Origin of the sequence: Sorangium sp. So ce176, assembly GCF_051519835.1 — a bacterium.
In the GTDB taxonomy this organism is placed as follows: Bacteria; Myxococcota_A; Polyangia; order Polyangiales; family Polyangiaceae; genus Sorangium; species Sorangium cellulosum_G.
Genome location: NZ_CP150371.1, coordinates 4,956,992 through 4,980,704, shown reverse-complemented (window position 1 = coordinate 4,980,704; position 23,713 = coordinate 4,956,992). Strand labels below are relative to the sequence as shown.

The 23,713-nt window shown below is 72.8% G+C and carries 24 protein-coding genes and 1 pseudogene; 8 read left to right on the top strand and 17 right to left on the bottom strand.

Annotation, left to right across the window (positions count from 1 at the left end; genetic code table 11):
- Positions 1 to 43: 43 nt before the first annotated feature.
- The 7 genes from WMF42_RS18515 to WMF42_RS18485 all read right to left on the bottom strand — a co-directional run bounded on the left by WMF42_RS18515 (position 44) and on the right by WMF42_RS18485 (position 6,376).
- The gene (locus WMF42_RS18515; RefSeq protein WP_437693381.1) at positions 44 to 1,723 is read right to left on the bottom strand and encodes a serine/threonine-protein kinase; all 1,680 of its coding nucleotides are present in this window, start codon (positions 1,721 to 1,723) and stop codon (positions 44 to 46) included.
- 422 nt (positions 1,724 to 2,145) lie between these two features.
- Entirely contained in the window at positions 2,146 to 3,087 is a 942-nt protein-coding gene (locus WMF42_RS18510; RefSeq protein ID WP_437693380.1) for an RNA polymerase sigma factor, read from the bottom strand.
- Positions 3,084 to 3,518: a hypothetical protein gene (locus WMF42_RS18505; RefSeq protein WP_437693379.1), complete on the bottom strand. Its 435-nt coding sequence runs from the start codon at positions 3,516 to 3,518 to the stop codon at positions 3,084 to 3,086. Before WMF42_RS18505 ends, WMF42_RS18510 begins: the two co-directional genes overlap by 4 nt.
- Positions 3,519 to 3,677: 159 nt before the next feature.
- Complete coding sequence (locus WMF42_RS18500; protein WP_081426918.1) at positions 3,678 to 3,995, bottom strand: PEGA domain-containing protein; 318 nt, start codon at positions 3,993 to 3,995, stop codon at positions 3,678 to 3,680.
- Between the two features lie 2 nt (positions 3,996 to 3,997).
- On the bottom strand, positions 3,998 to 5,557 hold the full coding sequence (gene guaA / locus WMF42_RS18495; RefSeq protein ID WP_061611774.1) for a glutamine-hydrolyzing GMP synthase: 1,560 nt from the start codon (positions 5,555 to 5,557) through the stop codon (positions 3,998 to 4,000).
- A gap of 163 nt (positions 5,558 to 5,720) precedes the next feature.
- Complete coding sequence (locus WMF42_RS18490; RefSeq protein WP_437693378.1) at positions 5,721 to 6,011, bottom strand: hypothetical protein; 291 nt, start codon at positions 6,009 to 6,011, stop codon at positions 5,721 to 5,723.
- Positions 6,008 to 6,376 carry a hypothetical protein gene (locus WMF42_RS18485; RefSeq protein ID WP_437693377.1) on the bottom strand — a complete coding sequence of 123 codons (369 nt, stop codon included), beginning with the start codon at positions 6,374 to 6,376 and terminating at the stop codon, positions 6,008 to 6,010. The genes WMF42_RS18490 and WMF42_RS18485 overlap by 4 nt, the downstream gene beginning before the upstream one ends.
- A 70-nt stretch (positions 6,377 to 6,446) precedes the next feature.
- Between WMF42_RS18485 and WMF42_RS18480 the strand changes: the two genes are divergently transcribed.
- The 3 genes from WMF42_RS18480 to WMF42_RS18470 are packed head-to-tail and all read left to right on the top strand — an operon-like array spanning position 6,447 to position 9,141.
- Positions 6,447 to 7,727, top strand: coding sequence for a glutamate-5-semialdehyde dehydrogenase (locus tag WMF42_RS18480; RefSeq protein ID WP_061607820.1), 1,281 nt, complete (start codon positions 6,447 to 6,449; stop codon positions 7,725 to 7,727).
- Between the two features lie 59 nt (positions 7,728 to 7,786).
- Positions 7,787 to 8,695 (top strand): ribosome silencing factor, encoded by a 909-nt coding sequence (gene rsfS / locus WMF42_RS18475; RefSeq protein WP_437693376.1) that lies wholly within the window; start codon positions 7,787 to 7,789, stop codon positions 8,693 to 8,695.
- An 8-nt stretch (positions 8,696 to 8,703) separates the two neighbouring features.
- Positions 8,704 to 9,141, top strand: a complete 438-nt coding sequence (locus WMF42_RS18470) for a 23S rRNA (pseudouridine(1915)-N(3))-methyltransferase RlmH (RefSeq protein ID WP_061612168.1) — start codon at positions 8,704 to 8,706, stop codon at positions 9,139 to 9,141.
- Between the two features lie 12 nt (positions 9,142 to 9,153).
- On the opposite strand, the gene WMF42_RS18465 is transcribed toward WMF42_RS18470, so the two are convergent.
- Positions 9,154 to 10,107, bottom strand: coding sequence for an SDR family oxidoreductase (locus WMF42_RS18465; RefSeq protein ID WP_061612169.1), 954 nt, complete (start codon positions 10,105 to 10,107; stop codon positions 9,154 to 9,156).
- 215 nt (positions 10,108 to 10,322) lie between these two features.
- Here WMF42_RS18465 and WMF42_RS18460 point away from each other — a divergent pair, with 215 nt between their 5' ends.
- Complete coding sequence (locus WMF42_RS18460) at positions 10,323 to 12,107, top strand: WYL domain-containing protein (RefSeq protein ID WP_437693375.1); 1,785 nt, start codon at positions 10,323 to 10,325, stop codon at positions 12,105 to 12,107.
- Here the strand turns inward: WMF42_RS18460 and WMF42_RS18455 are convergent.
- The 4 genes and pseudogenes from WMF42_RS18455 to WMF42_RS18440 form a co-directional block, all read right to left on the bottom strand.
- The gene (locus WMF42_RS18455; protein ID WP_437693374.1) at positions 12,093 to 12,521 is read right to left on the bottom strand and encodes a hemerythrin domain-containing protein; all 429 of its coding nucleotides are present in this window, start codon (positions 12,519 to 12,521) and stop codon (positions 12,093 to 12,095) included. The genes WMF42_RS18460 and WMF42_RS18455 overlap by 15 nt on opposite strands.
- Positions 12,518 to 12,664 carry a hypothetical protein gene (locus WMF42_RS18450; protein WP_434048092.1) on the bottom strand — a complete coding sequence of 49 codons (147 nt, stop codon included), beginning with the start codon at positions 12,662 to 12,664 and terminating at the stop codon, positions 12,518 to 12,520. The genes WMF42_RS18455 and WMF42_RS18450 overlap by 4 nt, the downstream gene beginning before the upstream one ends.
- Before the next feature lie 55 nt (positions 12,665 to 12,719).
- Entirely contained in the window at positions 12,720 to 12,830 is a 111-nt protein-coding gene (locus tag WMF42_RS18445) for a helix-turn-helix domain-containing protein (protein WP_437694305.1), read from the bottom strand.
- Between the two features lie 334 nt (positions 12,831 to 13,164).
- Positions 13,165 to 13,440: pseudogene (locus tag WMF42_RS18440) on the bottom strand (sigma 54-interacting transcriptional regulator); the annotation flags it as partial.
- 95 nt (positions 13,441 to 13,535) lie between these two features.
- Between WMF42_RS18440 and WMF42_RS18435 the strand changes: the two are divergent.
- The gene (locus tag WMF42_RS18435; protein ID WP_437693373.1) at positions 13,536 to 14,033 is read left to right on the top strand and encodes a hemerythrin domain-containing protein; all 498 of its coding nucleotides are present in this window, start codon (positions 13,536 to 13,538) and stop codon (positions 14,031 to 14,033) included.
- Between the two features lie 146 nt (positions 14,034 to 14,179).
- Here the strand turns inward: WMF42_RS18435 and WMF42_RS18430 are convergent, their stop codons facing one another.
- Positions 14,180 to 16,003 (bottom strand): discoidin domain-containing protein, encoded by a 1,824-nt coding sequence (locus WMF42_RS18430; RefSeq protein WP_233562481.1) that lies wholly within the window; start codon positions 16,001 to 16,003, stop codon positions 14,180 to 14,182.
- 459 nt (positions 16,004 to 16,462) lie between these two features.
- On the opposite strand from WMF42_RS18430, the gene WMF42_RS18425 reads away from it, so the two are divergent.
- A complete protein-coding gene (locus WMF42_RS18425; protein WP_437693372.1) occupies positions 16,463 to 18,109 on the top strand; it encodes a cell wall anchor protein in 1,647 nt (548 codons plus the stop codon).
- Positions 18,110 to 18,237: 128 nt separating this feature from the next.
- On the opposite strand, the gene WMF42_RS18420 is transcribed toward WMF42_RS18425, so the two are convergent.
- Together WMF42_RS18420 and WMF42_RS18415 are read right to left on the bottom strand one after the other, a co-directional pair.
- Entirely contained in the window at positions 18,238 to 18,870 is a 633-nt protein-coding gene (locus WMF42_RS18420; RefSeq protein WP_437693371.1) for a DUF6151 family protein, read from the bottom strand.
- 63 nt (positions 18,871 to 18,933) lie between these two features.
- Entirely contained in the window at positions 18,934 to 20,349 is a 1,416-nt protein-coding gene (locus tag WMF42_RS18415; RefSeq protein WP_437693370.1) for a hypothetical protein, read from the bottom strand.
- Positions 20,350 to 20,702: 353 nt separating this feature from the next.
- Between WMF42_RS18415 and WMF42_RS18410 the strand changes: the two genes are divergently transcribed.
- Together WMF42_RS18410 and WMF42_RS18405 are read left to right on the top strand one after the other, a co-directional pair.
- Complete coding sequence (locus tag WMF42_RS18410; protein WP_437693369.1) at positions 20,703 to 21,530, top strand: SPOR domain-containing protein; 828 nt, start codon at positions 20,703 to 20,705, stop codon at positions 21,528 to 21,530.
- A 258-nt stretch (positions 21,531 to 21,788) separates the two neighbouring features.
- Positions 21,789 to 21,914, top strand: coding sequence for a hypothetical protein (locus WMF42_RS18405; RefSeq protein ID WP_437693368.1), 126 nt, complete (start codon positions 21,789 to 21,791; stop codon positions 21,912 to 21,914).
- A gap of 9 nt (positions 21,915 to 21,923) precedes the next feature.
- Here the strand turns inward: WMF42_RS18405 and nikR are convergent, their stop codons facing one another.
- Both nikR and WMF42_RS18395 read right to left on the bottom strand, forming a co-directional pair.
- Entirely contained in the window at positions 21,924 to 22,367 is a 444-nt protein-coding gene (nikR, locus tag WMF42_RS18400) for a nickel-responsive transcriptional regulator NikR (RefSeq protein WP_061608271.1), read from the bottom strand.
- Between the two features lie 164 nt (positions 22,368 to 22,531).
- The gene (locus WMF42_RS18395; protein ID WP_061608272.1) at positions 22,532 to 23,650 is read right to left on the bottom strand and encodes a hypothetical protein; all 1,119 of its coding nucleotides are present in this window, start codon (positions 23,648 to 23,650) and stop codon (positions 22,532 to 22,534) included.
- Positions 23,651 to 23,713: the final 63 nt, after the last annotated feature.

Sequence of the window (23,713 nt, the reverse complement as noted above, 5' to 3'; positions counted from 1 at the left end):
CCGCGGCCCATGGCCGGCGTCGCGCGACCCGGCCACAGCGGGCTCATCGACGCTGTTCCCGCCACTGGAACACGGCGGCCGCGAGCGCGGCGCCCACGCTGATCAGGAAGAGCAGCGCGTCCCAGACCGGCCAGGCGACGCCGACCGCCCGCTGCAGGAACACCGCCTCGAGCAGCCGCACGAGCAGCGACGCGGCGCCGTAGGCGACGAGGGCGAGCACGACGGGCGTCGTGAGCCGCGGCGCGAGCGTGTTCAGCCGGACGTCGTCCCGCCAGATGTGGCGGAAGACGTAGAAGCCGCCGAGCAACCCGACGCCGAAAACGGCGCACAGGATCCCGAACGTGAGCAGCGCGGCGCCCTGGCCCGACAGCGCCGCGGCGTCGCCGCGCACCGCGCGCGCGAGGCCGGCGAGGCTGCTGACGAGGCCGGCGCCGAGCCATCCCAGGCCGAGGCTCGCCGAGAGGAACACCATCTGCCGCGTCAGGTACGCCTCGGACGCGTGCGAGGCGGGCAGGCCGAAGGCCTGCGAGAGCGCATAGGGCCGCCCGATCACGACGGACGAGCGCGTGCTCAACGGCATCTGCCCGGGCGCGACGGCCTCCTCGTACGGCGCGAGATCGCTGGCGAGCTCGCTCATCGAGGCGTGGCGGCCCTCCCTGTCCTTCGCCATGGCGCGCTGGACGACGAGCTCCAGCGCCGGCGGGATCTCCGGGTTCAGCGAGCGCGGCGCCGGCGGCTCCTCCGTCATGACAGCGAGGAGCATCGCCGTCGGGTCGCTGCGCTCGAAGGGGCGCTGCCCGGTGAGCGCGTGGTAGAGGACGGCGCCGACGGCGTAGACGTCGGCCCGGAGATCGATGTCCTCGCCCTTCGCCTGCTCCGGGGCCATGTAGGCCGGCGTTCCGAGGACCATGCCGGTCCTCGTGAGCGCCGACGGCTCCGAGGTCTTCGAGATGCCGAAATCGAGGATCTTCACTGTCGGGCACGCCGGGTCGCCCGCGAGGAAGATGTTCTCCGGCTTGATGTCCCGGTGCACGATCCCGGCGGCGTGCGCGGCCGCGATGCCGTCGCAGACCTCGCGCACGATCCGCACCGCCGTGCCGACCGGCAGCCGTCCTCCGGACGCCGCGAGGAGCTCGCCGAGCCCCTGGCCGTCCAGGTACTCGGCGATGATGCACGGGCGGCCGTCGTTCAGGCGGCTCACGTCGTAGATCTCGACGACGTGCGGGCTCTTGATCGACGCCGCCGCCTCCGCCTCGCGCTGGAACCGCGCGAGCACGGTGGGCTGCTGGGAGAGCTCGGGGTGGAGCGTCTTCAGCGCGAACCGCTTGCCCGGGATGCGGGTGTGGTGCGTCTCGTAGACGCGGCCCATGCCGCCCTCTCCGAGGAGGCGGGTGATGAGGTACGCGCCCGCCACCGTGGTGCCGACGAGCGGGTCCGCCTCGGAGGGCCGCTCGCCCGGCGCGCTCCCCGGGGGAGGCGCGGGTGGACGGACCGTGTCGGCCGTCGCGTAATGCGCTGACGCCCGGAGCCCGGTGGGGACCGCGGGCGGGCGGACCGTCTCGGGCGCCATGTCGGGCGCCGCCGTGCTCCCGGCGCCGGGGGGAGGAGGCGGGCGGACCGTCTCCGCCGTCGTGGACGCGGCGGGCGCGATGGGCGTGGCCGTGGCCTGGGCCAGCGCTCCACGCACGGCGGCCAGAGCGGCCTGCCGCTCCGTGTCGCTCATGACGCGGGTCGGTCCGTCGCCCTCCTCAGGCACGTTGGAGGGCGTGCCGCTCGTAGGACCGGACGAGGGTACGGCAGGGCTGCCCGAGCGACCGGGCGAAAAGCTCGAATCCGACACGCTCAGGGCCTCGCTCCCATGAATTCATGGTCGGCCCGCGCTGGAGGCGGGGACCGACGATCCGTCGCCGAACCGCAGGCGAACACCGCGAGGCGACGCTACCACGGATCGCGCCGCGCGAGGACGCCGACCTTGCCGGACCTGGATCGGCACGCGACGTCGAGGTCTTCGCGCGGCCGGTCCGGCCATCGCCGCACGGCGGTCGGCGGGTCAGCCCGTGGGCTGCTCAGCCTGGGCGGGCTTCTGCTTCGCCGCCTTGCGCTGCTCCGCATCGAGCAGGCCGATCCGCGCCTTCTGGCAGCGCTTCAGGCGCTTCTTCTTGAGCGGGGTGGCGAGCCATTCGTGACGCAGACGGACATTCCACTTCGGGGTATTGGCCATGATCGTAGGACTTTCTCTGCGGGGGCGGCGGAGACTACACAAACGTACGGGGGCGTCAAGCTACCAGTGGGGCCGTCCGCTTTGCTTTTGTCGTTGTCGTCGTCGAGCATCCGCTCCTGGAGGCGGAGCCAGAGCGCGCGGGATGCGTCGGACGCGGGCAGGGGCGGGAGAGCGCGCGCGGCGCGCAGCAGGGACGCAGCGGCGGCGTCGAGGGAGCGCTCCAGCGCGGGGAGGGCGCGCAGGGCGCTGCGGCGCTCGCGGGACTGGCGCGCGACCGCGGCGCGGAAGTCCTCGCGGGCGAGGCGCAGGCGGGAGCGGACCGTGTTCTCCTTGAGCTGGAGCTCGCTGGCGATGTCGGCCACCGGGACGCCGAGGACGTCGTACATCACGAGGATCACGCGCCGCTCGGGCGCGACCTTCAGGAGCAGCTCCGTCACGATCTCGGCGCGGTCCGCGCTCGCGAGCGATTGCTCCGGCGTAGGCGCCGGGTCGCGCCCCTCGAACGGCCAGGCCCCGCCAGCCCCGGACGGGATCTCGCGGCGCCGGTGGGCGCGCGCGTGGTAGTGGCTCGTCTTCCGCCACGCGATGCCGAAGAGCCACCGGTGCAGCGCCGCCTCGGGCTTGATCCGCAGGGGCGGGGGCCCCGCCGCGGACGGGTCGGCCCGAGGGGCCGCGTGGTAGCGCCACGGCTCGTAGGTGCCGAGGCCCCTGTAGGCCGCGAGGAAGATCTCCTGGAGCACGTCGTCCAGATCGTCCGCCGCGACGCCGAGCCAGCGGAGCGCGTGATGGAGGAACGGCAGGCCGACCGCGTAGACCGTCTCGAACGACGGGCGCGCCGGAGAGAAGGGCGGCGGGGACAGCGTCATCCGGCGCCCCGCGCCGCCGGGAGATCGGCGCCGGCGTAGATGGGGTAGGGGCGCGGCGCGGGCTGGCTCGCGGGCAGATCGAGCGCCGGGGGCGGCGGGAGCCAGCGCTCGATCGGCTCGAGCTCGACGAGCATGTCGAGCGACGCCCGGAGGGAGAGGCGGAAGTCGTCGTCTTCGGCGGCTCGGGCGCTGTGGAAGGCGACATAGAACAGCACGGTGCCGAGCTGGGCCGCGCGCGGGTCGCCGCGGCGTTGCAGGAAGCGATCGGCGAGGTCGCACAGGTCGTGAAACAGGCGGCCCCCCGGGCGACGACCCCCGGGGCCGCACACGTCGAGCGTGGCGCGCCGGCGGGCGCGCCGGGCTGCTTTCTTGGTGGAAGGCGCGCAGGTCAGCGCCTTCGGACTGCTCCGGTTCGGCATACTCCCGTCCATGGTGAGGGGTGAGGTCGCGATGGCTGCTGCGGGCCGCCATCACCATGGATTACGGAGAGCGATCGAGGATGATTTCGACTTCTGCGGTCGCGTGATGGCGGAGCAGCGGAGCGGCGGCGCCGATGCGTGAGGACCGGAGGAGCTCGTCCGGCGCGAACATCACTCCGGCACGCGCGTCATCTGCACCTGCAGGTGGATCGGCGCGTCGCCGCTCCTGGCCTCGACCAGGCGGTCCCACGCGAAATAGCCGACCTTCTCGACCGTGATGCGGTGCGTGCCGGGCGGCAGCGCGACGCCGCGGGCGGCGACGAAGGCGAGCGCGCCGATGTACTGGTCGTCGATGGTGACCGACGCGTCGGGCACGTTCCCCTTCATCCGCAGCGAGACCGTCGCCGGCGTGCGCGGGACGCACGCCGAGAGCCCGAGCATCAGGAGCGCCGCAGCGGCGCGCGTCCTCATCGCGCTCGCGCCGGTCATCGTCACTCCCACTCGATCGTCGAGGGCGGCTTCGAGGACACGTCGAGCACCACGCGGTTCACGCCGCGCACCTCGTTGATGATCCGCGAGCTCACCCGGGCGATGAGGTCGTAGGGCAGCCGCGCCCAGTCGGCGGTCATGCCGTCGGTCGAGTGCACGGCGCGGAGCGCGATCGCCTCGTCGTAGGTGCGCTCGTCGCCCATCACGCCGACGGAGCGCACCGGGAGGAGCACGCAGAAGCTCTGCCAGAGCGACTCGTACAGCCCGGCGGCGCGGATCTCCTGGTCGAAGATCGTGTCGGCCGCCCGGAGCACGCGGAGCTTCTCCGGCGTCACCTCACCGAGGCACCGCACCGCGAGCCCGGGGCCGGGGAACGGCTGGCGGTAGAGGATCTCCCGCGGCATGCCGAGCGCCTCGCCGGCGGCCCGCACCTCGTCCTTGAAGAGCTCCCGCAGGGGCTCGATCAGGCCGAGGTTCATCCGCTCGGGCAGGCCGCCGACGTTGTGGTGGCTCTTGATGACGGCGCTCGGCCCCTTGAACGAGACGCTCTCGATGACGTCGGGGTAGAGCGTGCCCTGGACGAGCCACTTCGCGCCCTGGACCCGCTTCGCCTCCTCCTCGAACACCTCGATGAACAGGCGGCCGATCACCTTGCGCTTCTGCTCGGGATCCACGACGCCGCGCAGCCCCTCGAGGAACCGCGCCGACGCGTCGACGGCGTCGAGGTTCATGTGGAAGTGGTCGCGGAACGTGCGCTCGACCGCCTCGGCCTCGCCCTCGCGCAGGAGGCCGTTGTCGACGAAGATGCACGTCAGGCGGTCGCCGAGCGCGCGCTGGCACAGGACGGCGGCGACCGAGGAGTCGACGCCGCCCGAGAGGCCGAGGATGACGCGGTCGTGCGGCCCCGCCTTCTCGCGGACCGCGGCGATCGCCTCCTCCACGAACGACGCGGGCGTCCAGGTCGGGGAGAGGCCGGCGACGTCGAAGAGGAACGCCTGGAGGATCTCCTTGCCGCGCGGGGTATGGACGACCTCGGGGTGGAACTGGAGGCCGTAGAGCTTGTCGCGCTCGCGGGCGACGGCGCAGAGCGGGCTGCCGGGCGTGGTGCCGAGCGCGACGAACCCCTCCGGCAGCGCGGCGAGGCGGTCGCCGTGGCTCATCCAGACGTCGATGGCGTCGCCCTCGGCGAGGCGGGAGAAGATGCCGGTCGGGCGCTCGATGCGCACCGTGGCGGGGCCGTACTCGCCCCCCGTGTGCGCGCGCTCGACCTTGCCGCCGAGGTGGTGCGCCATGAGCTGGAGGCCGTAGCAGATGCCCAGCGTCGGGACGCCGAGCTCCAGCACCTCGGGCGAGCAGTGGGGCGCGCCTTCCCCGTACACGCTGGCGGGGCCGCCGGAGAGGATGAGCGCCCGCGGGGCGAGCCGGCGCAGCTCGGCGACGGGCACGTCGAAGCGGTGAATCTCGCAGTAGACGCCAGACTCGCGCACGCGCCGGGCGATGAGCTGCGTGTACTGGGAGCCGAAATCGAGGATGACGACGAAGTCCCGCCGGGGTGAGAGCATGGCTGCCGCTAGCACGGCGGGGCGGGATCCGCCAGGGGCGGCAGAGCGCGTGCGGCCTGGGCGCGGCGGGCGCGAGCGGCGCCCCGATCCGGCACGAGGAAGAGGTCCCGCGCGCCGGTGTCCGCGTGGCGCGGCGCCTGAGCGCCCGCCCGCCTGGCCGGGGTCACGGCTGCATGGGAGGCGGCGGCGGCGTGGGCGCCGGCGGCGCGCCCGTGGGCGGCGTGGCCGGCGACGGGGCGAGGAGCGGCGCGCCCGGCGCCGCCGCCGGATCCTCCGGCGTTGCGGCCGGCGCGCCCTCACCCGCCGCGCCGCCGTCGAAAGCGCGCGGGGGCTCGTACTCGGGCGGAGGGCCGCCCGGGAGCGGCTTCGGGGCGGACGAGCACGCCGCGGCGAGGAGCGCGGCGGCGATCGCGGCGATCGCGGCGATCTGCGGGGCGTGGTGGGCTCGTGTCATAGCTGGACCCCGCTCCCCGCGGCGCTCCCGGAAGGATCTGGAGCCGGCGGCAGGTCGGGAGGGCCGAACGGATCGGGCGGGAACTGGAGCCGCTCCGGATCGCCGAACGGCGCGGAGGGGATGGAAGGTGCCGTCGGCGCCGTCTCGAGCGGCGCGCCGCGCGCGTTCGGCGCCGCGAGCGGGATGCCCGTGCTCGGCGGGGCGGGCGCGTCCTCGGCCGCGTCCAGGCCGCCGCACGCCGCGGGCGCGAGCGCCGCGAGGATCGCCCCCGCGACGAGCGCCGTCGCGGCGCGCGGCGCGCGGCAGGCCGGGCGGGAGCGGCAGGCGAGGAACGCCTGGATCGACCTTCGGAGATCGCCGGACACGGCCGGTACGCTAGCACGGACGCGCAGGAGAACGGTTGGCCCGCGCAGGGAGGCGAGCTAGGTTCCCGCTGTGGAAGAGAGCAACGTCGATCTCGAGGGCACGCTGCGAGCGCTCTGTCAGCGCGCCCGGAAGGCTGCCCGGGCCCTCGCACCCCTGGACCGGGCTCAGAAGGACCGCGCGCTGCGCGCCATCGCCGAGCGGCTGCGCGCCGAGGCCGGCGAGGGCAAGCGCTCCGCCGTGCTGGCCGCGAACGCCGAGGACGTGGCCGCGGCGCGCGCCGCGGGCGTCTCCGAGTCGCTCGTCGACCGGCTCGTGCTCGACGAGGCGCGGCTCACGGCGATCGCCGGCGCGGTGCTCGACGTCGCCGCCGCGGGCGATCCGGTCGGCGAGGTCATCGGGATGGAGCGGCGGCCGAACGGGCTGCTCGTCGGGCAGGTGCGCGTCCCGCTCGGCGTGATCGCGATGATCTACGAGTCGCGCCCCAACGTGACGGTCGACGCCGCGGTGCTCTGCCTGAAGAGCGGCAACGCCGCGATCCTCCGGGGCGGCAAGGAGGCGGCGCGCTCGAACGCGGCGCTCGGCGCGCTGCTCTCGGACGCCCTGCGCTCGGTCGGGCTGCCGCCCGAGGCGGTGCAGATGGTCCCGTCGCTCGATCGCGAGGCCACGCGCGTCCTGCTCGGCCTGACCGGCATGATCGATCTCGCGATCCCGCGCGGCGGCGAGGGGCTCATCCGCTTTGTGGCCGAGAACGCGCGCGTCCCCGTGATCCAGCACTACAAGGGCGTGAACCACCTCTACGCCGACGCCGGGTGCGACGTCGACATGGCCCTCCGCCTCGTCGAGAACGGCAAGCTCCAGCGCCCCGGCGTGTGCAACGCGCTCGAGTGCCTGCTCGTCCACGAGAGCGTCGCCGCGCCGCTGCTCGGGCGCGTCGCCGCCCTCGCGGAGCGCGGCCTCGAGCTGCGCGGCGACGAGGCCACCTGCGCGCTCGTGCCGTCGGCGCGCAGGGCCTCCGAGGACGACTACGGCCGGGAGTTCCTCGCGCCGATCCTCGCGGCGCGCGTGGTGCGCTCGCTCGACGAGGCGCTCGAGCACATCGGCCGTTACGGATCGATGCACACCGAGGTCATCTGCACGCCGCGCTACGATCACGCGCAGCGCTTCCTCCGCGAGGTCGACGCGAGCTGCGTGCTCGTGAACGCGTCGTCCCGGTTCAACGACGGCGGCGAGCTAGGCCTCGGGGCGGAGATAGGCATCTCCACGACGAAGCTCCATGCCTATGGCCCGATGGGGCTCGCGAGCCTGACCGCGCTCAAGTGGATCGCGTACGGCGAGGGCCAGACCCGCTGACGCGGGCGAGACGAGCGGCCCCTGGCGACAGGGGCCGGGCACAAGAAAGCGAGAGAACGTTGGCGACGAAGAAGGACGCAGGCGCAGGGAGCAGCAAGCCGCGGGCGAAGTCGGGATCGAAGTCGGGGTCGAAGGCGGGCGAGAGCGCGGAGCCCCGCGTCCCGGCGCGCAAGAAGGCGGCCACGGCCAAGGCGGGCGCGGCGGGGCGGGCGTCGTCCGCGCCGAAGACGAAGCGGCCGGCGTCGCCCCGGATCCGCGCCTCCCACACCGGCGTGGGCGATCCCGCGGCGACGAAGGCGGCGCGCGCGCGCCGCGCGGCCGGCGGGGGCGACGAGGAGGAGCCGATCGAGCGCCCGGCGCGGCCGATCCCGGCGGATCGGCCGGCGACCAGGGCGCGCCGCCCGGCGCGCGGCGACGGCGACGGGCCGCGGCCCGCGCGGGGCGGCGGAGAGGGCGGGGCGAAGGCGGCGCTGCCGCTCGCGGGGCGGTCGCCCGCGCGGGCCAAGTCGCCGCTCGCCGGCCCGAAGCGCGCGGCCGGGCGCCGCAGCACGCCGCCGCCGGTCCCCGAGGCGTCGGCCCCGGCGCGCGAGCTCGCGCTGACGCTGGCGGCGTCGGGGCTCGACAAGAAGGCGATCGGCGTCGAGATCCTGGAGGTGGTGGGGCGCGTCGACTACGCCGACTACCTGGTGATCATGACGGGCCGCTCCGACCGGCACGTCCACGCGATCGCGACGGGCCTGGAGGAGGCGACGCGCAAGCACAACGTCGCGCCGCTCTCCATGGAGGGCCTCGCCGCGGCGACGTGGGTGCTGATCGACTTCGGCGACGTCGTGGTGCACGTGTTCCAGGAGGAGACGCGCCGCCTGTACGACATCGAGGGGCTCTGGATCGACGCGGGCCGCGTGCCCGTCCCGCAGGACAGCCCGCCGCCGGGGGCGCAGCCCGCCCCGCGGTTCGACCCGAGCTGAGCGCGGCCGTGCGTCTCGTCGTCGCGGCCGTCGGGCGCGTGAAGGACAAGCCGCTGCGCGCGGCGATCGACGAGTACCTCGGTCGGATCCGCCGCTACGTGGCGTGCGACGAGATCGAGATCCCGGACGGCCCGCCGGCGAAGGTCGGGCCGCTGATCGCGCGCGCGTCGGCGGGGGCGAGCGTCATCGCGATGGAGGTGAACGGCAAGGCGCTCGGCAGCGAGGCGTTCGCGGCCGGCGTCGAGCGGTGGGGCTCGCGCGGCAAGGGGGTGGTCACGTTCCTGATCGGCGGGGCAGACGGGCTGCCGCCGGACGTCTCCGCCGCCGCGGACGACAGGTGGAGCCTGTCGCCGCTCACGTTCCCGCACCGCCTCGCGCGGCTCGTGCTGATCGAGCAGCTCTACCGCGCGATGACGCTGCTGCGGGGCGAGCCGTACGCGCACTGAGCCCGCGCGCGGTCACTCCCTGGGCCAGTCCGGGGCCGCCAGGTCCATCGGACCGTCGCGCCATGTCGCGTAGGCCGCCTCGTCGGCCTTCCGGTACGGGCCGAACGTCTTCTCGAAGTACTCTCCCCAGTGGGGTTGCCGGCCGTCGACGTCGGTGAAGCCGTACTCGCGGGCGAGGTCCCACGAGCTGAAGACGCGGCCGGCCTTGGCCGCGACGTTCGGGTCGGCGGCGAGCGCCGCGACGGCGCGGCCCACGTAGAACGGGGTCTCCGACGCGATGAAGTGCGGGTCCTTGGCGATCGCGTCGCGCCAGTTCTCCTCGGTGACGCCGAAGCCGTCGAGCATGGCCTCCGAGCGCAGGAAGCCGGGCGTGATCGCGAGCGCCGTGATGCCGGGGTGGCGGCGCAGCTCCCAGGCCATGGCGAAGGCGAGGCGGATGACCGACATCTTGGCCAGGTCGTAGAAGAGGTTGCCGCGGTAGCCGAAGCTGTCGCCGTCGGTGACCTCGACGATGAGCCCCCGGTCGCGCTCGATCAGGAGCGGCACCGCGTGGCGGCTCGTGACGATGTGCGAGGTGACCGCGCGCTCGAGCAGGAGCTTCCCCTTCGGCATGGAGAGCTTCCAGAACGGCTGGCCGAACTCGGTGAGCTCGTCGCCGCCCCAGACGTCGTTGACCAGGACGTCGAGCTTCCCGTGCTCGCGCCGGATCCGCGCGCAGAGCGCCTCGACCTGCTCCTCGACTGTGTGGTCGACCTGCACGGCGATGCCGTGTCCGCCGGCCGCGGTGACCCGCTCCGCTGTCTCCTCGATGGTCTCGGGGCGCTGGCCGGTGGCGGGCCGGCCGCGGACGCTGCGTCCGGTGCAGTAGACCGTCGCGCCGGCCTCGCCGAGCGAGCAGGCGATGGCGCGCCCCGCGCCGCGCGTGGCTCCGGTGACGAGGGCGACCTGTCCTTCCAGCGGTTTCATTCGGTGTCTCCTCTCCTTCATGGGGACCGGCGCGTGGCTGGCGTCGCGCGTCGCGCATCGCGCATCGCGCGTCGCGCGTGCTGCGGCGCCGCCGCTTCCGATCATCATCCGGGAGGCTACGGGACGATTCATGACACCTTCTGTCATGAATTACGCGTAGGGTGGGAGCCGGTCGAATCGGGGTCGGATCGAGGTCAGGATCAAGGACGGACGTCGTGCGCGCGGATCGGCTGCTCAGCTTGATGTTGCTCCTCCAGCAGGCGAAAGGCCGGCAGCTCACGGCCGAGGATCTCGCGCGGCGCCTCCATGTCTCCGCGCGGACGATCTACCGGGATCTCGACGCGCTCTCGTCGGCGGGCGTGCCTGTCTATGCGAACCGCGGCCCGAACGGCGGGATCGCGCTCCTGGAGGGGTGGCAGACGAGCCTGACGGGGCTGACGCAGCCCGAGGTCCAGGCGCTCTCCGCGGTGGCCGCGCCGGGCGCGCTGGCCGACATCGGCCTGTCGGCGGCGCTGGAGAGCGGCCTGATCAAGCTGTCGGCGGCGCTCCCGGTGGTGCAGCGGTCCGCCGCGGAGCACGCGCGGCAGCGGCTCCACGTGGACTCGTCGGGGTGGTTCCAGGGCAGGGAGGCGGTGCCGCACCTCGACGTGCTGCGGGAGGGGGTCTGGCAGGACCGCAAGGTGTGGCTCGCGTACCGGGACTTCGACGGCGAGGCGAGCGAGCGGGTGGTGGACCCGTACGGGCTCGTGATCAAGGCGGACCGCTGGTACCTGGTGGCCGGGACGGCGCGCGGGCCGAGCATGTTCCGGGGCGCGCGTGTGGAGGGGGCGCGGCTCCTCGACGAGGGGTTTGCGCGGCCCGAGGGGTTCGACCTCGCGAGCTGCTGGAAGGAATGGTGTCAGCGGTTCGCGGAGCGCCGGGCGAGCTACGTGGCGACGCTCCGCGCGAGCGAGGAGGGCGAAGCGGCGCTCCGGCGGGTCCGGCCCAGCGGCGAGCACGCGCGGTGGGGGCAGGGGAGCCGCGGGCGCGACGGGACGAGGACCGTGACGGTCGACTTCGAGCGGGAGTCGATCGCCGTCTCGCAGCTCATCGGTCTGGGCAGGGGCGTCGAGGTGCTGGAGCCGGCGGCGCTGCGGGCGCGGCTCGGGGCGATCGCGGAGGACCTGCGCGCGGTGTACCGGGCGCGCGGTGAGGCGCGGGCGCGCGCCGGGCCCGGCGCGGCCGCGGCCGACGACGCGCTCGCGCGATGCCGCTGGCCAGACCTCTCGCCGAGGTACGCGAGCGCGCTCCGCGCCGCGGTCGACTTCGTGCTCGAGCGGTTCGAGCCGCTCGCGATCGTCGCGGCCGGATCCATCGTCCGCGGCTGCGGCGACGCGTCGAGCGATCTCGACATCTTCGTGATCCACAGCGCCCCGTACAAGCAGCGCTTGCAGCGCTGGTTCGGCGACGTCCCCGCGGAGATCTTCGTGAACCCTCCGGCCGCCGTCCGCGAGTACTGGGCCGCCGAGCACCAGAGCGGTCGGCCGTGCACCGCGCACATGCTCGCCACCGGCTTTCCGGTCCTGGGATCTCCGCTCCTCGACGAGCTCAGGGCGGAGTCAGCCGCGTGGCTCGCGAGGCGCGCCGCGCTCACGCCGGACCAGGACACGTGGGAGCGGTACAGCGCCGCGACGCTCCTCGAGGACGCCCTCGACATCGTCGAGCGCGACCCCGCGATGGCCAGCGCCCTGCTGGCCGAGGCCGTGCTCGCGATGGTCCGCTACCACCTCCGGGCCCGAAACGGCGTCCTGCCGCGCACCAAGGAGCTCTTCGCCGAGCTCGAGAAGCGCGACCCCGAGGTCGCCGGCTCGGCGCGCCGGTTCTTCGAGGCGGCCTCCCTGGAGAGCCGGATCACCGCCGCGCACGCGATCGCCGACGCGTGCGTCCGCGCTCGCGGGTTCTTCGCGTGGGAGTCCGAGCGCGTCCCCGTGACGGCGAGCCGAGGATCACGAGCACGATGAATCCTCCCTGGGCCCTCGGCGCGCGACCTCGTCGAGGATCTCGTCGGCGAGGAGCGACTCGCACGCGGGGAACAGGTCCCGCTCCTCGAAGCGCACATGCTCGGCGAGCTCTGCTCCGAACGCCCGAGCGGCGCTCGCGTCGCCCGCCGACGCCGACATGGCCGCGCGTCGCAGGCGGGCGTGGTCGCGCTCAACGCGTTCGCAGAGGTCGAGCCGGCCCGCGGCGCGCAACGCGGGCAGGAGGATCTGCTCCTCCGCGAGAAAGTGAGGCTCGAGCTGCCGATCGAACTGCTCGCGGAGGCGTGCGCCGTCCGACGTCGACCAGGAGTCGATCTGCCGCTCGATGACGCGGGCCAGGACGAGGGCGTGGTGATGCTCGGAGGACAGACCACGGAGCCGCCGATCGCGCTTCATGACGGCTCCGGTCCCTGCAGCGCGCCGCCGTCGAGGAGGCCCTGGCTCTGCTCGACGACGTCGAGCCGGACCGCGTAGGTCTCCGGGCACGCGGGGCACGACACCTCGAGCGACAGGTGGTGGACAAGCTGGGTCGAGAGCACGGGCGACTCCTTTCACGGGACGCTTTCACGAGATGCTGAGGCAGGAGACGTGCCATCAGCTCGCGCTGTACTCGCGCAGCTTGCGCCAGAGCGTGTTGCGCCCGACCCCCAGCACGCGCGCGGCTTCCGCTTGAGAGCCGCCACAAGCATCGAGAACGCGGAGGATGTGCTCTCGCTCGACCTCCGCGAGCGACCGAAGCGCGACGGGCGCGCGAGGTGAGGGCGGCGCCGTGAGCAGCTCCTCCGGGAGGTCCTCGGCGTCGATCGACGCGCCGGTCGCGAGCGCCGCGCTTCACGGCGTTCTGCAGCTCGCGCACGTTGCCCGGCCAGGGGTGGCGAAGGAGCACGGCCATCGCGGCGTCGGTGAAGCCATGTGCCCTGGTGCGCTCCTCGCCCAGCATGCGGCACGCGAGCGGGAGGATGTCGTCTCGCCGCTCACGGAGGGGCGGAACCTGCACGGAGAGAACCTTGAGGCGGTAGTAGAGATCTTCCCTGAAGGCACCCCCTCGCACGCGCTGCAGGAGATCTCGGTGCGTCGCGCAGACGATGCGGACGTCGCTCTCGAAGGCCTGGTTCTCGCCGACGCGCCGGATCTCGCCGTCCTGCAGGGCGCGCAGCAGCTTGGCCTGCAGCGGCAGAGGCAGCTCGGCCACCTCGTCGAGGAAGAGCGTTCCCTTGCTCGCCGCCTCGAACAGCCCGCGCCGAATTTGCGTGGCGCCGGTGAAGGCTCCCTTGCCGTGCCCGAAGAGCTCGGACTCGAGGAGCTCGGCCGGCAAGGCCGCGACGTTGACCGGAACGAAGGGGCCGGACGCGCGCGGTGAGGCAGCTCGAGCGAGCCATCGCGGAACGGCGAGGCGACACGCCGGTCGCGATGCGCGATGTCTCGACGCCCGCGCTCATCGATCACATCGTGGGCAAGCACCACGCGTATCTGCGAAAGGCGCTGCCGTTCGTGCGACCGCTCGCGGCGAAGGTCGCGCGGGTTCACGGGGAGCACAACCCGAAGTTGCGCGCCCTCGACGGCGCCGTGGGCGAGCTCTCGGAGACCCTGCTCGCGCACCTCGACGACGAGGAGGAGAACCTGTTTCCGGCGCTCCGCTCGGCGGGCGCCAGCGTCGACCCGGAAACAAGACGGGCCCTCGCGGCGATGCGCGACGAGCACCTCGCGGTGGCGAAGCTCCTCGGGACCCTCCGTGATGCGAGCGACGATTTCGCGCTCCCCGACCGGGCCTGCGGAAGCTATCGCGCGCTGTTCGGCGAGCTCCACGCGATCGAGCGGGACGTCTTTCAGCACGTCCACCTCGAGAACCACGTCCTCGCGCCGCGCTTCGGTCACGGTCAGGACGCTGTTGGCGCTCAGGCTGGCTGATGGTCCGCCGAGAAGGCCCACTGGCGTGCCGGGCTACCGCGCCGCGCGCGCCTCGCCGCGGGCCAGCCAGTCGAGCTCGGCCAGCTGCAGACGCGCGAGGTCGATCGGGTGCTCGAGCACGCCGTGGGGCGGATGAGACGGGGCGGCTAGGGCGCGCCCGCGTGGGTCAGCGTCTCCCAGCCGATGTGGTTGCCGACCCGGGTGGAAGCGCTGCTCATCGCCCTGACGCGCGTGATGAGCTCCTGGGTCTTCGGCATGCTGATCCCGCGCCGGTTGTGGAATTCGTTGTACCCGATCTCCCAGCCCATGACCGCCGAGCCGCCGCCGGCGTTCTTCGAGAAGCTGCTGCATGGCCAGTTCCGCGCCGGCATCCAGCCCGCGGGCGTCACCTCGACGTTGACCCGATTGCCCGTATTGTCGAGGTATTGCAGCACGTAGTCGGCGTTCAGCTCGAGCGCCTCCCGCAGGCGGTTCTCGTGATGAACCGGGTCGTCGCCGTAGGCGCTGCGAGCATCGCCTTGGATGCGTAAGGTCTCTGCCATGTTGGCCAGCGAGCTCGTGCCCATCTGCATGTGCCCGAGGTCGCGGCAGGTCTCCTGCTCCAGGCCGGCGATGTAGCGCGTCGGGTTGCTCCAGATCCCCGCGAGATCGCCCTTCGCGTCGTTGGTGTAGCGCGGCTTGCCCTGGTACATCGGATAGAGCGGCTGGCGGCCGTCGCTCGGCATGTAGATCATGGCCTTGCTGGAGTGCTCTACCTGGCTCACGACGTACTCGTACTTCTCGCGATCGTTCGTGAAGATCGCGATGCCGAGCGCCGTCTCGTTCATCACGGAGGTCCGGTTCGCGCCGCCCGTCCAGCCGTCTTTCATCAGGTCCCAGTAGACGGTCCTGAAGTGGTTCTCTTGCAGCGCCGTGTCCTCGGCCGTCCAGCCGCTGTACGTGTAGCGCAAGATCTCGGCGGCCCGCAGGAAGTTGGTGCCTGCCCAGCCAGCGGCGAAGTTGCCGTTGGCGTAGACCTGACCGTTGTTGTCCGGGAAGCGGGGCTGATCGAACAGGACGGCGGTCAACGTGCGCGCCCAGGCGTTGAGGATGCGCCTCGCGTTCTCGGCATACTGCGCGTCGCCGCTGTAGTACGCGAGCAGCGCCTGCGTATAGGCGGCGTTCGCGTCGTTGACGATCTCGCTGCACCCCGCTTGCTCGTAGCCCATATCGATGGCTTTCTGCTTCGAGCCGGGCGTGGAGCATTTGAGGACCGGCACCGGGGTGGCGACGTAGTCCCGCTTCGCGTGCCTCGAGCCCCTGGCGAGCTGGTACTCCTTGGTCCAGGGCTGCGCACCGCCGCCGATCTTCGTCTTGACGAAATCCAGCTGCTCCTTGCCGACCAGGATGCCCGGATGGACGAAGGCGCTGGCGGGGGCCGCGCTGCCGGAGATCTGGAGCTCCGTCACGCTGGCGTAGTCGTTCACTGTATTCCCGTTGACCGTGAGGCGGACGTACCGCGCGTCGACGGCCTGGAACTCGACAGGCTGGAGCGAGGTGTTGGGCAGGCTCTTCCCCGCGAAGAGGGGCGAGAAACTCTGGCCGTCCGTGGACGTCGAGAGCGCGTAGTCGTAGATGCGCCCATCGACCCCGCCGTTGTACCAGCCGAGAGAGATGCCGCAGATGCGCTGCTTCGCGCCCAGGTCCGCCGTCACGTAGGCGCCCTTGCCGCGGCCCGACCAGCGGGTGGCCAGGCTGCCATCGGCGACCTTCGCCGCCGGGTTCTCGGCTTGCTCGACGCTGGCGACGAGGCTCGTCGGCGTGAGACGAACCGTGCAGCCCGCCGCGAGCGGCGATTGCTGCTGGTCACCTACGTGATCGCTGTCTGTCGCGACGCCCTCGTCAGCGCCCGTATCGGCGCCCACGACGCAGCCCGCGAGGACGGCCGTCAGGGCGACACACAGTGTGGGAACGGTAGTGCGTAAGCTCAAGGTGTTCTCCTTTCGGGGGATCATTTCACCCGCATCAGCGAGGGAGCGTGTGCGATGGTGCCACCAAGCAAGATCAAAGCTCTCGAGGAGATGAAATACGGTATTACCCAGCGTTGTCAAGCCTGTGCCGCGGAGCCTGCTTCAGGCTGAGAGCTCGTTGATTTGCTTGTGGTTTAATTTGCCTCTCTCCTGAAACAAAAGGTGTATGTCGGTGTCATGTCCGCATGAGCTGACCATCCCATGTCGATCCCGGCGTCGAACGATATGTGGCCTGTGTAGGTGCCAGTGTGACCGTTCGAATCCAGGGCAAATGACGCTCTCATGAGCTCACCCACCCCAGGATGGTCCGCGATCGGCGTCACCCGGGTTGCGCCATGTGTCTTTTGTGATTAGCTTCCTCTCCCTTATCGAGCCGCTTGACTGAAGAGCTGCTTGACAATAACCGAAAGGAAACGGACGTTGAACTTGACGAATCTCGGCGCCAGAGCCTGCGTCGTTGGCGCGTTCTCGCTGCTTGGATGGGCCGGCTGCGTCTCCCCAGAACCCCAGGGCACGGACCTCGAGGGCGACAGCGCCGGTGAGATGGGCGAGGCCGTTCAACCCCTCTCGACTGTAACCTTCCGCTCCAGCTCGACAGCGACGGCGAAGAACGTGACCTCGTTGGCCGTCACGAAGCCGGCGGGCGTCGTGCAAGGCGATGTCCTGATCGCGCGCATCGCCAACCGCAACCACGTGGAGGCGGTGATCGCGCCGCCGGCGGGATGGACGCTGCTCCGCTCGGATCAGAGCGCGTCAGCCATCAAGTCCTGGGTCCTCTGGAAGGTGGCGACCAGCGCGGAGCCCGCGAGCTACTCCTTCGGCTTCGACGTCTCTGCCTACGTGGCGGGGAGCATCGTGGCGTTCAGCGGCGCCGATCCCGCGAACCCGATCGACGCGGTGAGCGGCCAGAAGAACGGCAACTCCGCGACCCTGGCCGCGCCCTCGGTCACCACGACGGCGGCGAGCGGCGTCGCTGTCTGGTTCGGCACGCAGGTCTGGGCGGGCTCGGCCTGCCCGGCGAGCCCGATCCAGCCGCCCTCGGGCTTCACGGAGCCCCTGGACACGTGCCTCGTCTCGTCGTCCACGGGTCTCCTGTTCGACGCGGCGTACGCGCAGCTCGGCGCTGCGGGCGCGCAGCCGGCGTGGAGCGGCAGCTCTCCGTTCCCCAACACGAACACAGCGCAGGTCGTCACGCTGAGGCCGGCCGGCGCCCCGAGCTGCTCCGCGGGCGATACGTTCGCCAGCACCTACACAACGCTCGGGAAGCTGGAGTCGACCGACATCGTCGAGATGTCCGGGCTCGCCGCGAGCCGCGTCAACCCGGGCATCCTGTACGCGCACAGCGAGAACAACGCGAACTTCGTCGCGATCAACAAGACGAACGCCGCTTTGGTCGTCGGGAACTACGTCGCCGGCGTGTTCCCGTGGGACTGGGAGGACATCGCGACCGGCCCGTGCCCCGCGGGGAGCTGCATCTTCATGGGAGACATCGGCAAGAAGAGCGGGCATCCGCCGCCCGAGCCGACGACCTTCGCCGTGTACCGCATGCGGGAGCCGAACATCGCCGCGGGGGAGACGAGCGGCACGGTGTCTGGCGACAAGTTCCCCTTCCAGTATCCGGACACGCCGCAGAACGCGGAGGCGCTCATGGTGCACCCGACGACGGGGGACATCTACGTCGTCACGAAGAACGGCGTCACGGGGCTCAGCAAGGTGTACAAGTTCCCCAAGCCGCTTCCGGCGCCCAACACCATGTCCACGCTGATTCACGTGGCAGACCTCCAGATCCCCCTGGGCGCGGACGAGAACGCCCGGTCGGTCACCGCCGGGACCATCCATCCGTGCGCCAACCGCTTCCTGCTGCGCACCTACCGGGCCGTCTACGAGTACCGAGCGCCTGCCGGAGGGAGCTTCGAGTCAGCCTTCGCGGCGTCGCCCGTCGCGCTCACGAACACGGTGGAGGGGCAGGGCGAGTCCATCGAGTACGACACGGACGGCTCCGGGTATTTCACGATGACCGAGAGCGAGGCTCCGCCCTACCCGCTGAAGCGCGTCGCTCGCCAGTAGGGCGAGTCGTCGGGCCACACAGCGGACCACTCGGCCGCTCCTCGGCCGAGATCCGCTGGAATGGCCCTCTTCTCCGCGCAGCGTACCGCGATCGTCGGCCAGCGACGATCGCGGTACGACGACCGCCGTCATGCGCGCGCGGGGCGCGGGCCGCACAGCGGGCGTAGCGCGTCGCGCTCGGCCGTGGACAGCACCGTGACAGCATACTTTGGATTGCCGCTCGCGCGATCGAAGAACGGATGTGGCCACGCGTTGCCGCGCAGCTTCCAGCGGATCAACTTACGGATCGTGTGCGCGAGGAGACGCACGTTCGGCTTCAACGACCCGGGCGGCGGCTCGCCGATGGCGAACTTGCCCAGGATGCGCCCGCGCGGCGCGCCGAAGACCTCATCGCACGGGCGCGCGCTCGGCGCCTGCTGGAGCAGCTCGGTGACGATGCCGATGAACGGCACGCTCGGCGTCAACGAGTTGCCGAGCGGCGTCTTGCAGCAGCTCGCGTACCAGCGATAGAGGCCCTTCGGCGTGAGGCGCAATGCGGCGACGAGCTCGCTGCCGCGGTCGAACGAGATCATCGAAGGAGCGACCTGCACGATGTCCGAGCCGCCGCGCTCGTCGAGCAGCTCCGCGCGGCCGAGGTGGTGCAGGAAAGCCTGACAGTCGTCGCAATAGCAGACGACGCGGTTCGACGTGCTCGGCGACGCATCGCGCAGCCATCCATGAATCTCTCCGCAACGACACTGGAGCTCGACATCTGTGGACATGCCGGTCGCCTATCACGTCTCGCGGCCCGCGGCGCGCGCTTCACGAGCCTGCCTGTCGGCCGGTCACTCCGGGAAGAACGTCTCGATCGCGAGCGCCGGCGCCCCGTCCGGGTGGACCCCGCCGAGCAGCGCGAGGGTCCCGTTCGGCGCGGGCACGGCTGTCGCGCCGCGCCGCGGCTCCCGCAGCGGCAGCTCCTCGATCTGCGCCGCGGCGACGTCGACAGCGAAGCTCCTCGTCAGCCCCCCGTCGCCCGCCTCGGAGCCCACAGCGAGGACGCGCCCGCCCGGCAGCGCGAACGCGGCGACGTCCACGACAGCCGCGGGCAGCGCGGCGCCCGCGACCTCCACGGCGGCGCAGCTCGCCGCGCACCCCGGCGCGAGCCGCCGCGTCGGCGCCGGCGCGCCGCCCTGGACCCCGCCGACGAGCGCGATCTCCCCGGGCCCGGTCACCGCGGCGCCCGCCCCGCGCGCGGCGTCCGGCGGGAACGCCCGCGGCAGGAACGCGGTCGCGCCGTCGCCGAGCACCTCCACCCCCGCGCCCTCCGCGCTCCCGCCGGCGACGACGAGGCCCACGCCCTCCACCCACACGGCCGCGGCGCCGGCCCGCGCGTGCCGGAGCCGCGCCACCGAGAGCGTCAGGTCCACGCCGACGACGAGCACCGCGTCCGACGGCTGGCCGGGCGCCTCCGCGGGCTCGCCCGCGCGCGCGGCGCCGACAACGAACGAGCGCCCGTCCGTGGCCTCGATCGTCCGGCCGCCCGCCACCTCCGCGAACGAGCCGAGCCCCATCGGCAGCGCCGCCTCGGCGCTCTGCCCGGCCACCAGGTCGGTCCAGGTCGCGCCCTCGTCGTCGATCGCGAGCAGCAGGTCCCCACGGACGACGAGCGACAGCGCCGCCCGCGGGAGCGCGCCGCTGGAGGCGCTCCCGCCCCACCCGGCGATGTCGTACGCGTCGATCCGCGCCGGATCCACCTCGCCCGCCGCGGCGCTGACGGCGGCGGCGCCGCCGCCGGTGAGGATCAGGTAGCGCTCCGCGAGCGCCGCGCCGGGCGCGCCGACGCGGGACGCCGCGAGCCCGCCCGGCGGCCGCGACCACCGGCCGGTCCGCTGGGCGAAGAGCGACAGCACCTCGCCCGACAGCGCGGCGAGGTGGATGCCCGACGCGGAGCGCCCGCGCGCCACGGTCGCGCCGCCCGCGTCGAGGCCGCGCACCTCGAACGTGTACGCGCGGTCCGCCGGGATCTCGCCGAAGTCGAGCGCGCCGCCCGGCGCGGCCGACGCGGACACGGTGACGTCGCCCTCGATCGCCGCGGCGGTCACCTCGACCCGGGCGACGGGCGGGTCTTCCTGGAAGGCGCCCGTCTCGTGCCCCGGCACGACCTCGACCGTGATGGTCCGCGGTTCGGAGGCGCAACCGACGCAACCGAGCAGCAGCAGGCCGAGCGCAGGGAGGGCGCGCCCCGGAGACTGGGTCTTCATGGGGGCGGAGTCATAGCGCCTCGCGCGCGCGAAAGCCCAGCGAACGCGCGGAGCGGCCGGCGGCGGGGCCACGCAGTACCTGCTCGGCCCCATCAAGGTCGAGGTGAGCGGACGCGAGGCGCTCGGCGGAGCGCCTCGTGCGCGGCCATCACCGGCACGCCAGCACGCCCCGGCGCCCGCAGCCGAGAACTTTCCCCGCGCGCGCCCCGCATGCGAGGCTACCCGGCCCAGCGGAAGCGCGGGCTCACCGCCGAGCGCTCTCCGTCGAGGCCCCTCCGGTGGATGTAGGATAAAGTGAGACACGAAAGTTGTCGCGTCTCGGACGGGCAGGGTAGACGGGCCGAGGAGGAAGCATGAGGCGCAGCAAAGGCGAGAGCATGGACACCGGGGCGGTGCGTAACCTCGAGGAGATCCAGGAGGAGGATCCCGGGGCTCGCCCGTCGCGCGCAGGCGCGCTGGTGCTGGCCTCGCTCGGCGGGGCGTGCATCGTCTTCGCGGCCGTGGCGCTCCTGCGCGCTCCGCAGCGCGAGCGGCCGGTCAGCGCCGATCCGCTCGGCGATCTTGTCGCGCGCACCCACCCGGCCGGCGTGAAGCCGGCGCCGCGCCCGGCCACGATCGGCGAAGACGTGACCTTCCCGGCGGTCCTCTCCGACGCGGAGCACCCGACGACCGCTCTCGAGGCCGTGCGCGATCCGCGGGCCGCGAAGGTGGCGGCCTCCGCCCAGCCCCCCGTCGCCGACGCCGGGCCGCCGTTCCCCGCGGACCGGCTCCCCGTGGTGCCGCTGCCGGCGCAGCACGTCCTCGGGCCTGCGGCGGGCGAGGCGGCTCCGAACGACACGCTCACGGCGATGGCCCGCCACGTGTCGCGCGAGGAGGGGCCCGAGACCGAGCGGGGCGGTCCCGGTAGCTACCAGCTCCAGGTGAGCTCGTTCAAGGAGCCCGCCGACGCCGAGGGCTTCGCGGCGGCCCTGCGCCGCCGTGGTCACAAGGCGTACGTCGAGCCGGCCTACGTCAAGGGCCGCGGCCTCTGGCACCGCGTGCGGATCGGCCCCTTCAAGTACAAGCGCTCGGCCGTCATCTACCGGCAGGAGTTCGAGGCCAAGGAGCGCCTTGTCACATTCATCGTCGATCCGCCCAAGACGACCGTGAAAGTCGCTGAAATTCCCGGCGACGACGCGTAGATCAGGAGCTCAGGAGAGCTGCGATCTGATGCATGTGCGAACGGTGCGGCACCTCGTGTCGCGGCGAACTGTCACGCTCCTCATCGTGAGCCTCGTGTCGCTGCCCGGGTGCACCGCGCTCTCGGGTCTGAGCGAGCTCCGGTTCGAGGGGGCTCGGGCGGCTCCGGGGGAGCCGGTGGCTCCGGTGGCCTGGGCGGCGCGGGCGGCTCGGGTGGCGCTGGCGGCGGCTGTCCGGAGGGCGTCTGCGGTCCCGTGGGGATGGCCGTCGGGCTGACCAGGCAGCTCGGCATCGCGGTGGACGCGCCGACCGGGATCGCCGTGGACGAGACCCGTGTCTACTGGGCGAACGAGGGCAGCGGCACGATCCTGAAGCCGCCCGGGTGACGGGCCGCGTCAGCCCCGCTGCCGGCGCGGCTCCTCGGGCGCCGCGCCCGGGAGCGCCGCGGCCGGCGTGAGCGCGCAGGACAGCACGCCCTTGGCCCCGGCGAGCTGCCCCGCGAGCTCGGACAGCGCCGCGCCGCGGCCCTTGAGCGCCATGACCTGGAGCAGCCGGCCCTCGTCGAGGCGGACCAGCAGGCTGGAGACGACCGCGCGCGCGTGCTGCTCCTCCAGCGCGGAGATCCGCTGCACGAGCTCCCGCACCTCGGGCGCGTAGACGACGGTCAGCGTCGCCGCCACCTCGGCCCCCTCGTCCCAGGCGGCGCGCGTCAGATCCGCGCGGACCAGATCCCGCAGCGCCTCGGAGCGGTTCTCGTAGCCCTGCGCGGCGATGCGCCGATCGAACTCGGCCAGCAGCGCTCGATCCATCGCCACACCGAAGCGGACCAGGTCGCTCATCGTGGGCGCAGGCTAGCGGCGCACGGGTCCAGGCGGGAAGGGGGCTCGCCGCCCGGCGCGCGCTTCGCCGGCGTCACCCCCGGGCGCGCCGCGCGTGCGTCGGCGCAGGCGAGCCGCTCGCCCGCCTGCTCGGCGCTCGCGCCGGCCGCTCGCGGCCCGCGCCGTCAGCTCTTGCGCCGCTCGAGGTGACGCCTCGCGGCGTCCTTCACCGGCGACGTGACGTTCTTGCTCTTCGCGATGCCCCGGAGATCCGACTCGCGCAGGTGCTGGACCAGCCGCGTCGCGACGAGCACCGGCGTCCTCGGGTTCTCCACGAGGTTCCGCTTCACCGTGTAGCTCTTCAGCCACTCCGGCGTGGTCGCGATGATCCGCAGCACCTCGTCGGTGATGTTCCGGTTGCGGGTGATGAGGACGACCTCCTCCTCCTGCATCTGCGGGCTGCGCACGGCGGCGCTGGCCACGAGGCGGTTCGAGTCGCGCACGAGCAGCATGCGCTCCTCGCGCGAGCCGAGCATCGCCCGCCGGATCCGCTGCGACATGGTCATGTCGGCCAGGCGCTTGTAGAGCGGCACGTACTGCTCCTTGATCTCCTCCTTGCCCTCCTCGTCCTCGACGTGGGTGTCGACCGGCACGTCGGCCGCGAGGGCCTCCGCGAGCGCCTGCGTCTCGCTGAACAGCACGTCGTCGGGCGTGGGCTCCGGCGACGGCTCGGCGATGAGCTCGTCCTTGATCGCGAGGCTGACCTCGCGCCACGCCGGGATGCCCGCGAGCTCGACCCCGTTGCGCGACGCGAGGTCGACGAGCCGGTCGGCCGTCGACATGCGCGTGTGCTTGTTGAGGTAGAGCTTCTCGATGATGCGCGGGTTCTTGAGCAGCCGCTCCTCGTTGACGGAGATGAGCTCGGTCACCGCCTCGGTCCCGGTCCGCGCGAGCTCCTCGAGCGTCTCCGCGGCGATCGTCGGCAGCGCGCAGAGCCGCTCGACCACCGGGACCCGGTCCGCGTGGAGGCGGGCCAGCCGATCGACGACCGCGGGCTGCAGCTCCCCCCCGAGCGCGCCCTGGAGCAGCGGCTCGGGGAGCGCGGACAGCGTCTTCTCCGCCGTCTCGCGGGCGGGTTCGTCCTCGCGCGACGCGAGCAGCACGAGCAGCGTCACCACCTCGCCCGGCTTGAGGCCGGGGGCGATGCCGCGCGCCGCCATCTCCCGCATCTTCTGCGGCGCTCCCGGCTGCGCCAGCTTCTGCGCGGGCGCCGAGAGGGCGCCGACGTCGATCGGCGCGATCATCGGCGCCCTCTCGGCGCGGCCCCGCGCCAGGAATCCCGGGAAGACAAGCGCGTCGCTCGCCGA

Bases quoted from the DNA above. Each gene is read 5' to 3' on its own strand.
- WMF42_RS18420 (WP_437693371.1), bottom strand. From the start codon at position 18,870: ATGTCCACAGATGTCGAGCTCCAGTGTCGTTGCGGAGAGATTCATGGA.
- WMF42_RS18490 (WP_437693378.1), bottom strand. From the start codon at position 6,011: ATGACACGAGCCCACCACGCCCCGCAGATCGCCGCGATCGCCGCGATC.
- WMF42_RS18435 (WP_437693373.1), top strand. From the start codon at position 13,536: ATGCGCGATGTCTCGACGCCCGCGCTCATCGATCACATCGTGGGCAAG.
- WMF42_RS18455 (WP_437693374.1), bottom strand. From the start codon at position 12,521: ATGAAGCGCGATCGGCGGCTCCGTGGTCTGTCCTCCGAGCATCACCAC.
- WMF42_RS18415 (WP_437693370.1), bottom strand. From the start codon at position 20,349: ATGAAGACCCAGTCTCCGGGGCGCGCCCTCCCTGCGCTCGGCCTGCTG.
- guaA (WP_061611774.1), bottom strand. From the start codon at position 5,557: ATGCTCTCACCCCGGCGGGACTTCGTCGTCATCCTCGATTTCGGCTCC.
- WMF42_RS18505 (WP_437693379.1), bottom strand. From the start codon at position 3,518: ATGGACGGGAGTATGCCGAACCGGAGCAGTCCGAAGGCGCTGACCTGC.
- WMF42_RS18510 (WP_437693380.1), bottom strand. From the start codon at position 3,087: ATGACGCTGTCCCCGCCGCCCTTCTCTCCGGCGCGCCCGTCGTTCGAG.
- nikR (WP_061608271.1), bottom strand. From the start codon at position 22,367: ATGAGCGACCTGGTCCGCTTCGGTGTGGCGATGGATCGAGCGCTGCTG.
- WMF42_RS18465 (WP_061612169.1), bottom strand. From the start codon at position 10,107: ATGAAACCGCTGGAAGGACAGGTCGCCCTCGTCACCGGAGCCACGCGC.
- WMF42_RS18410 (WP_437693369.1), top strand. From the start codon at position 20,703: ATGAGGCGCAGCAAAGGCGAGAGCATGGACACCGGGGCGGTGCGTAAC.
- WMF42_RS18395 (WP_061608272.1), bottom strand. From the start codon at position 23,650: ATGATCGCGCCGATCGACGTCGGCGCCCTCTCGGCGCCCGCGCAGAAG.
- WMF42_RS18405 (WP_437693368.1), top strand. From the start codon at position 21,789: ATGGCCGTCGGGCTGACCAGGCAGCTCGGCATCGCGGTGGACGCGCCG.
- WMF42_RS18515 (WP_437693381.1), bottom strand. From the start codon at position 1,723: ATGAGCGACACGGAGCGGCAGGCCGCTCTGGCCGCCGTGCGTGGAGCG.
- WMF42_RS18500 (WP_081426918.1), bottom strand. From the start codon at position 3,995: ATGACCGGCGCGAGCGCGATGAGGACGCGCGCCGCTGCGGCGCTCCTG.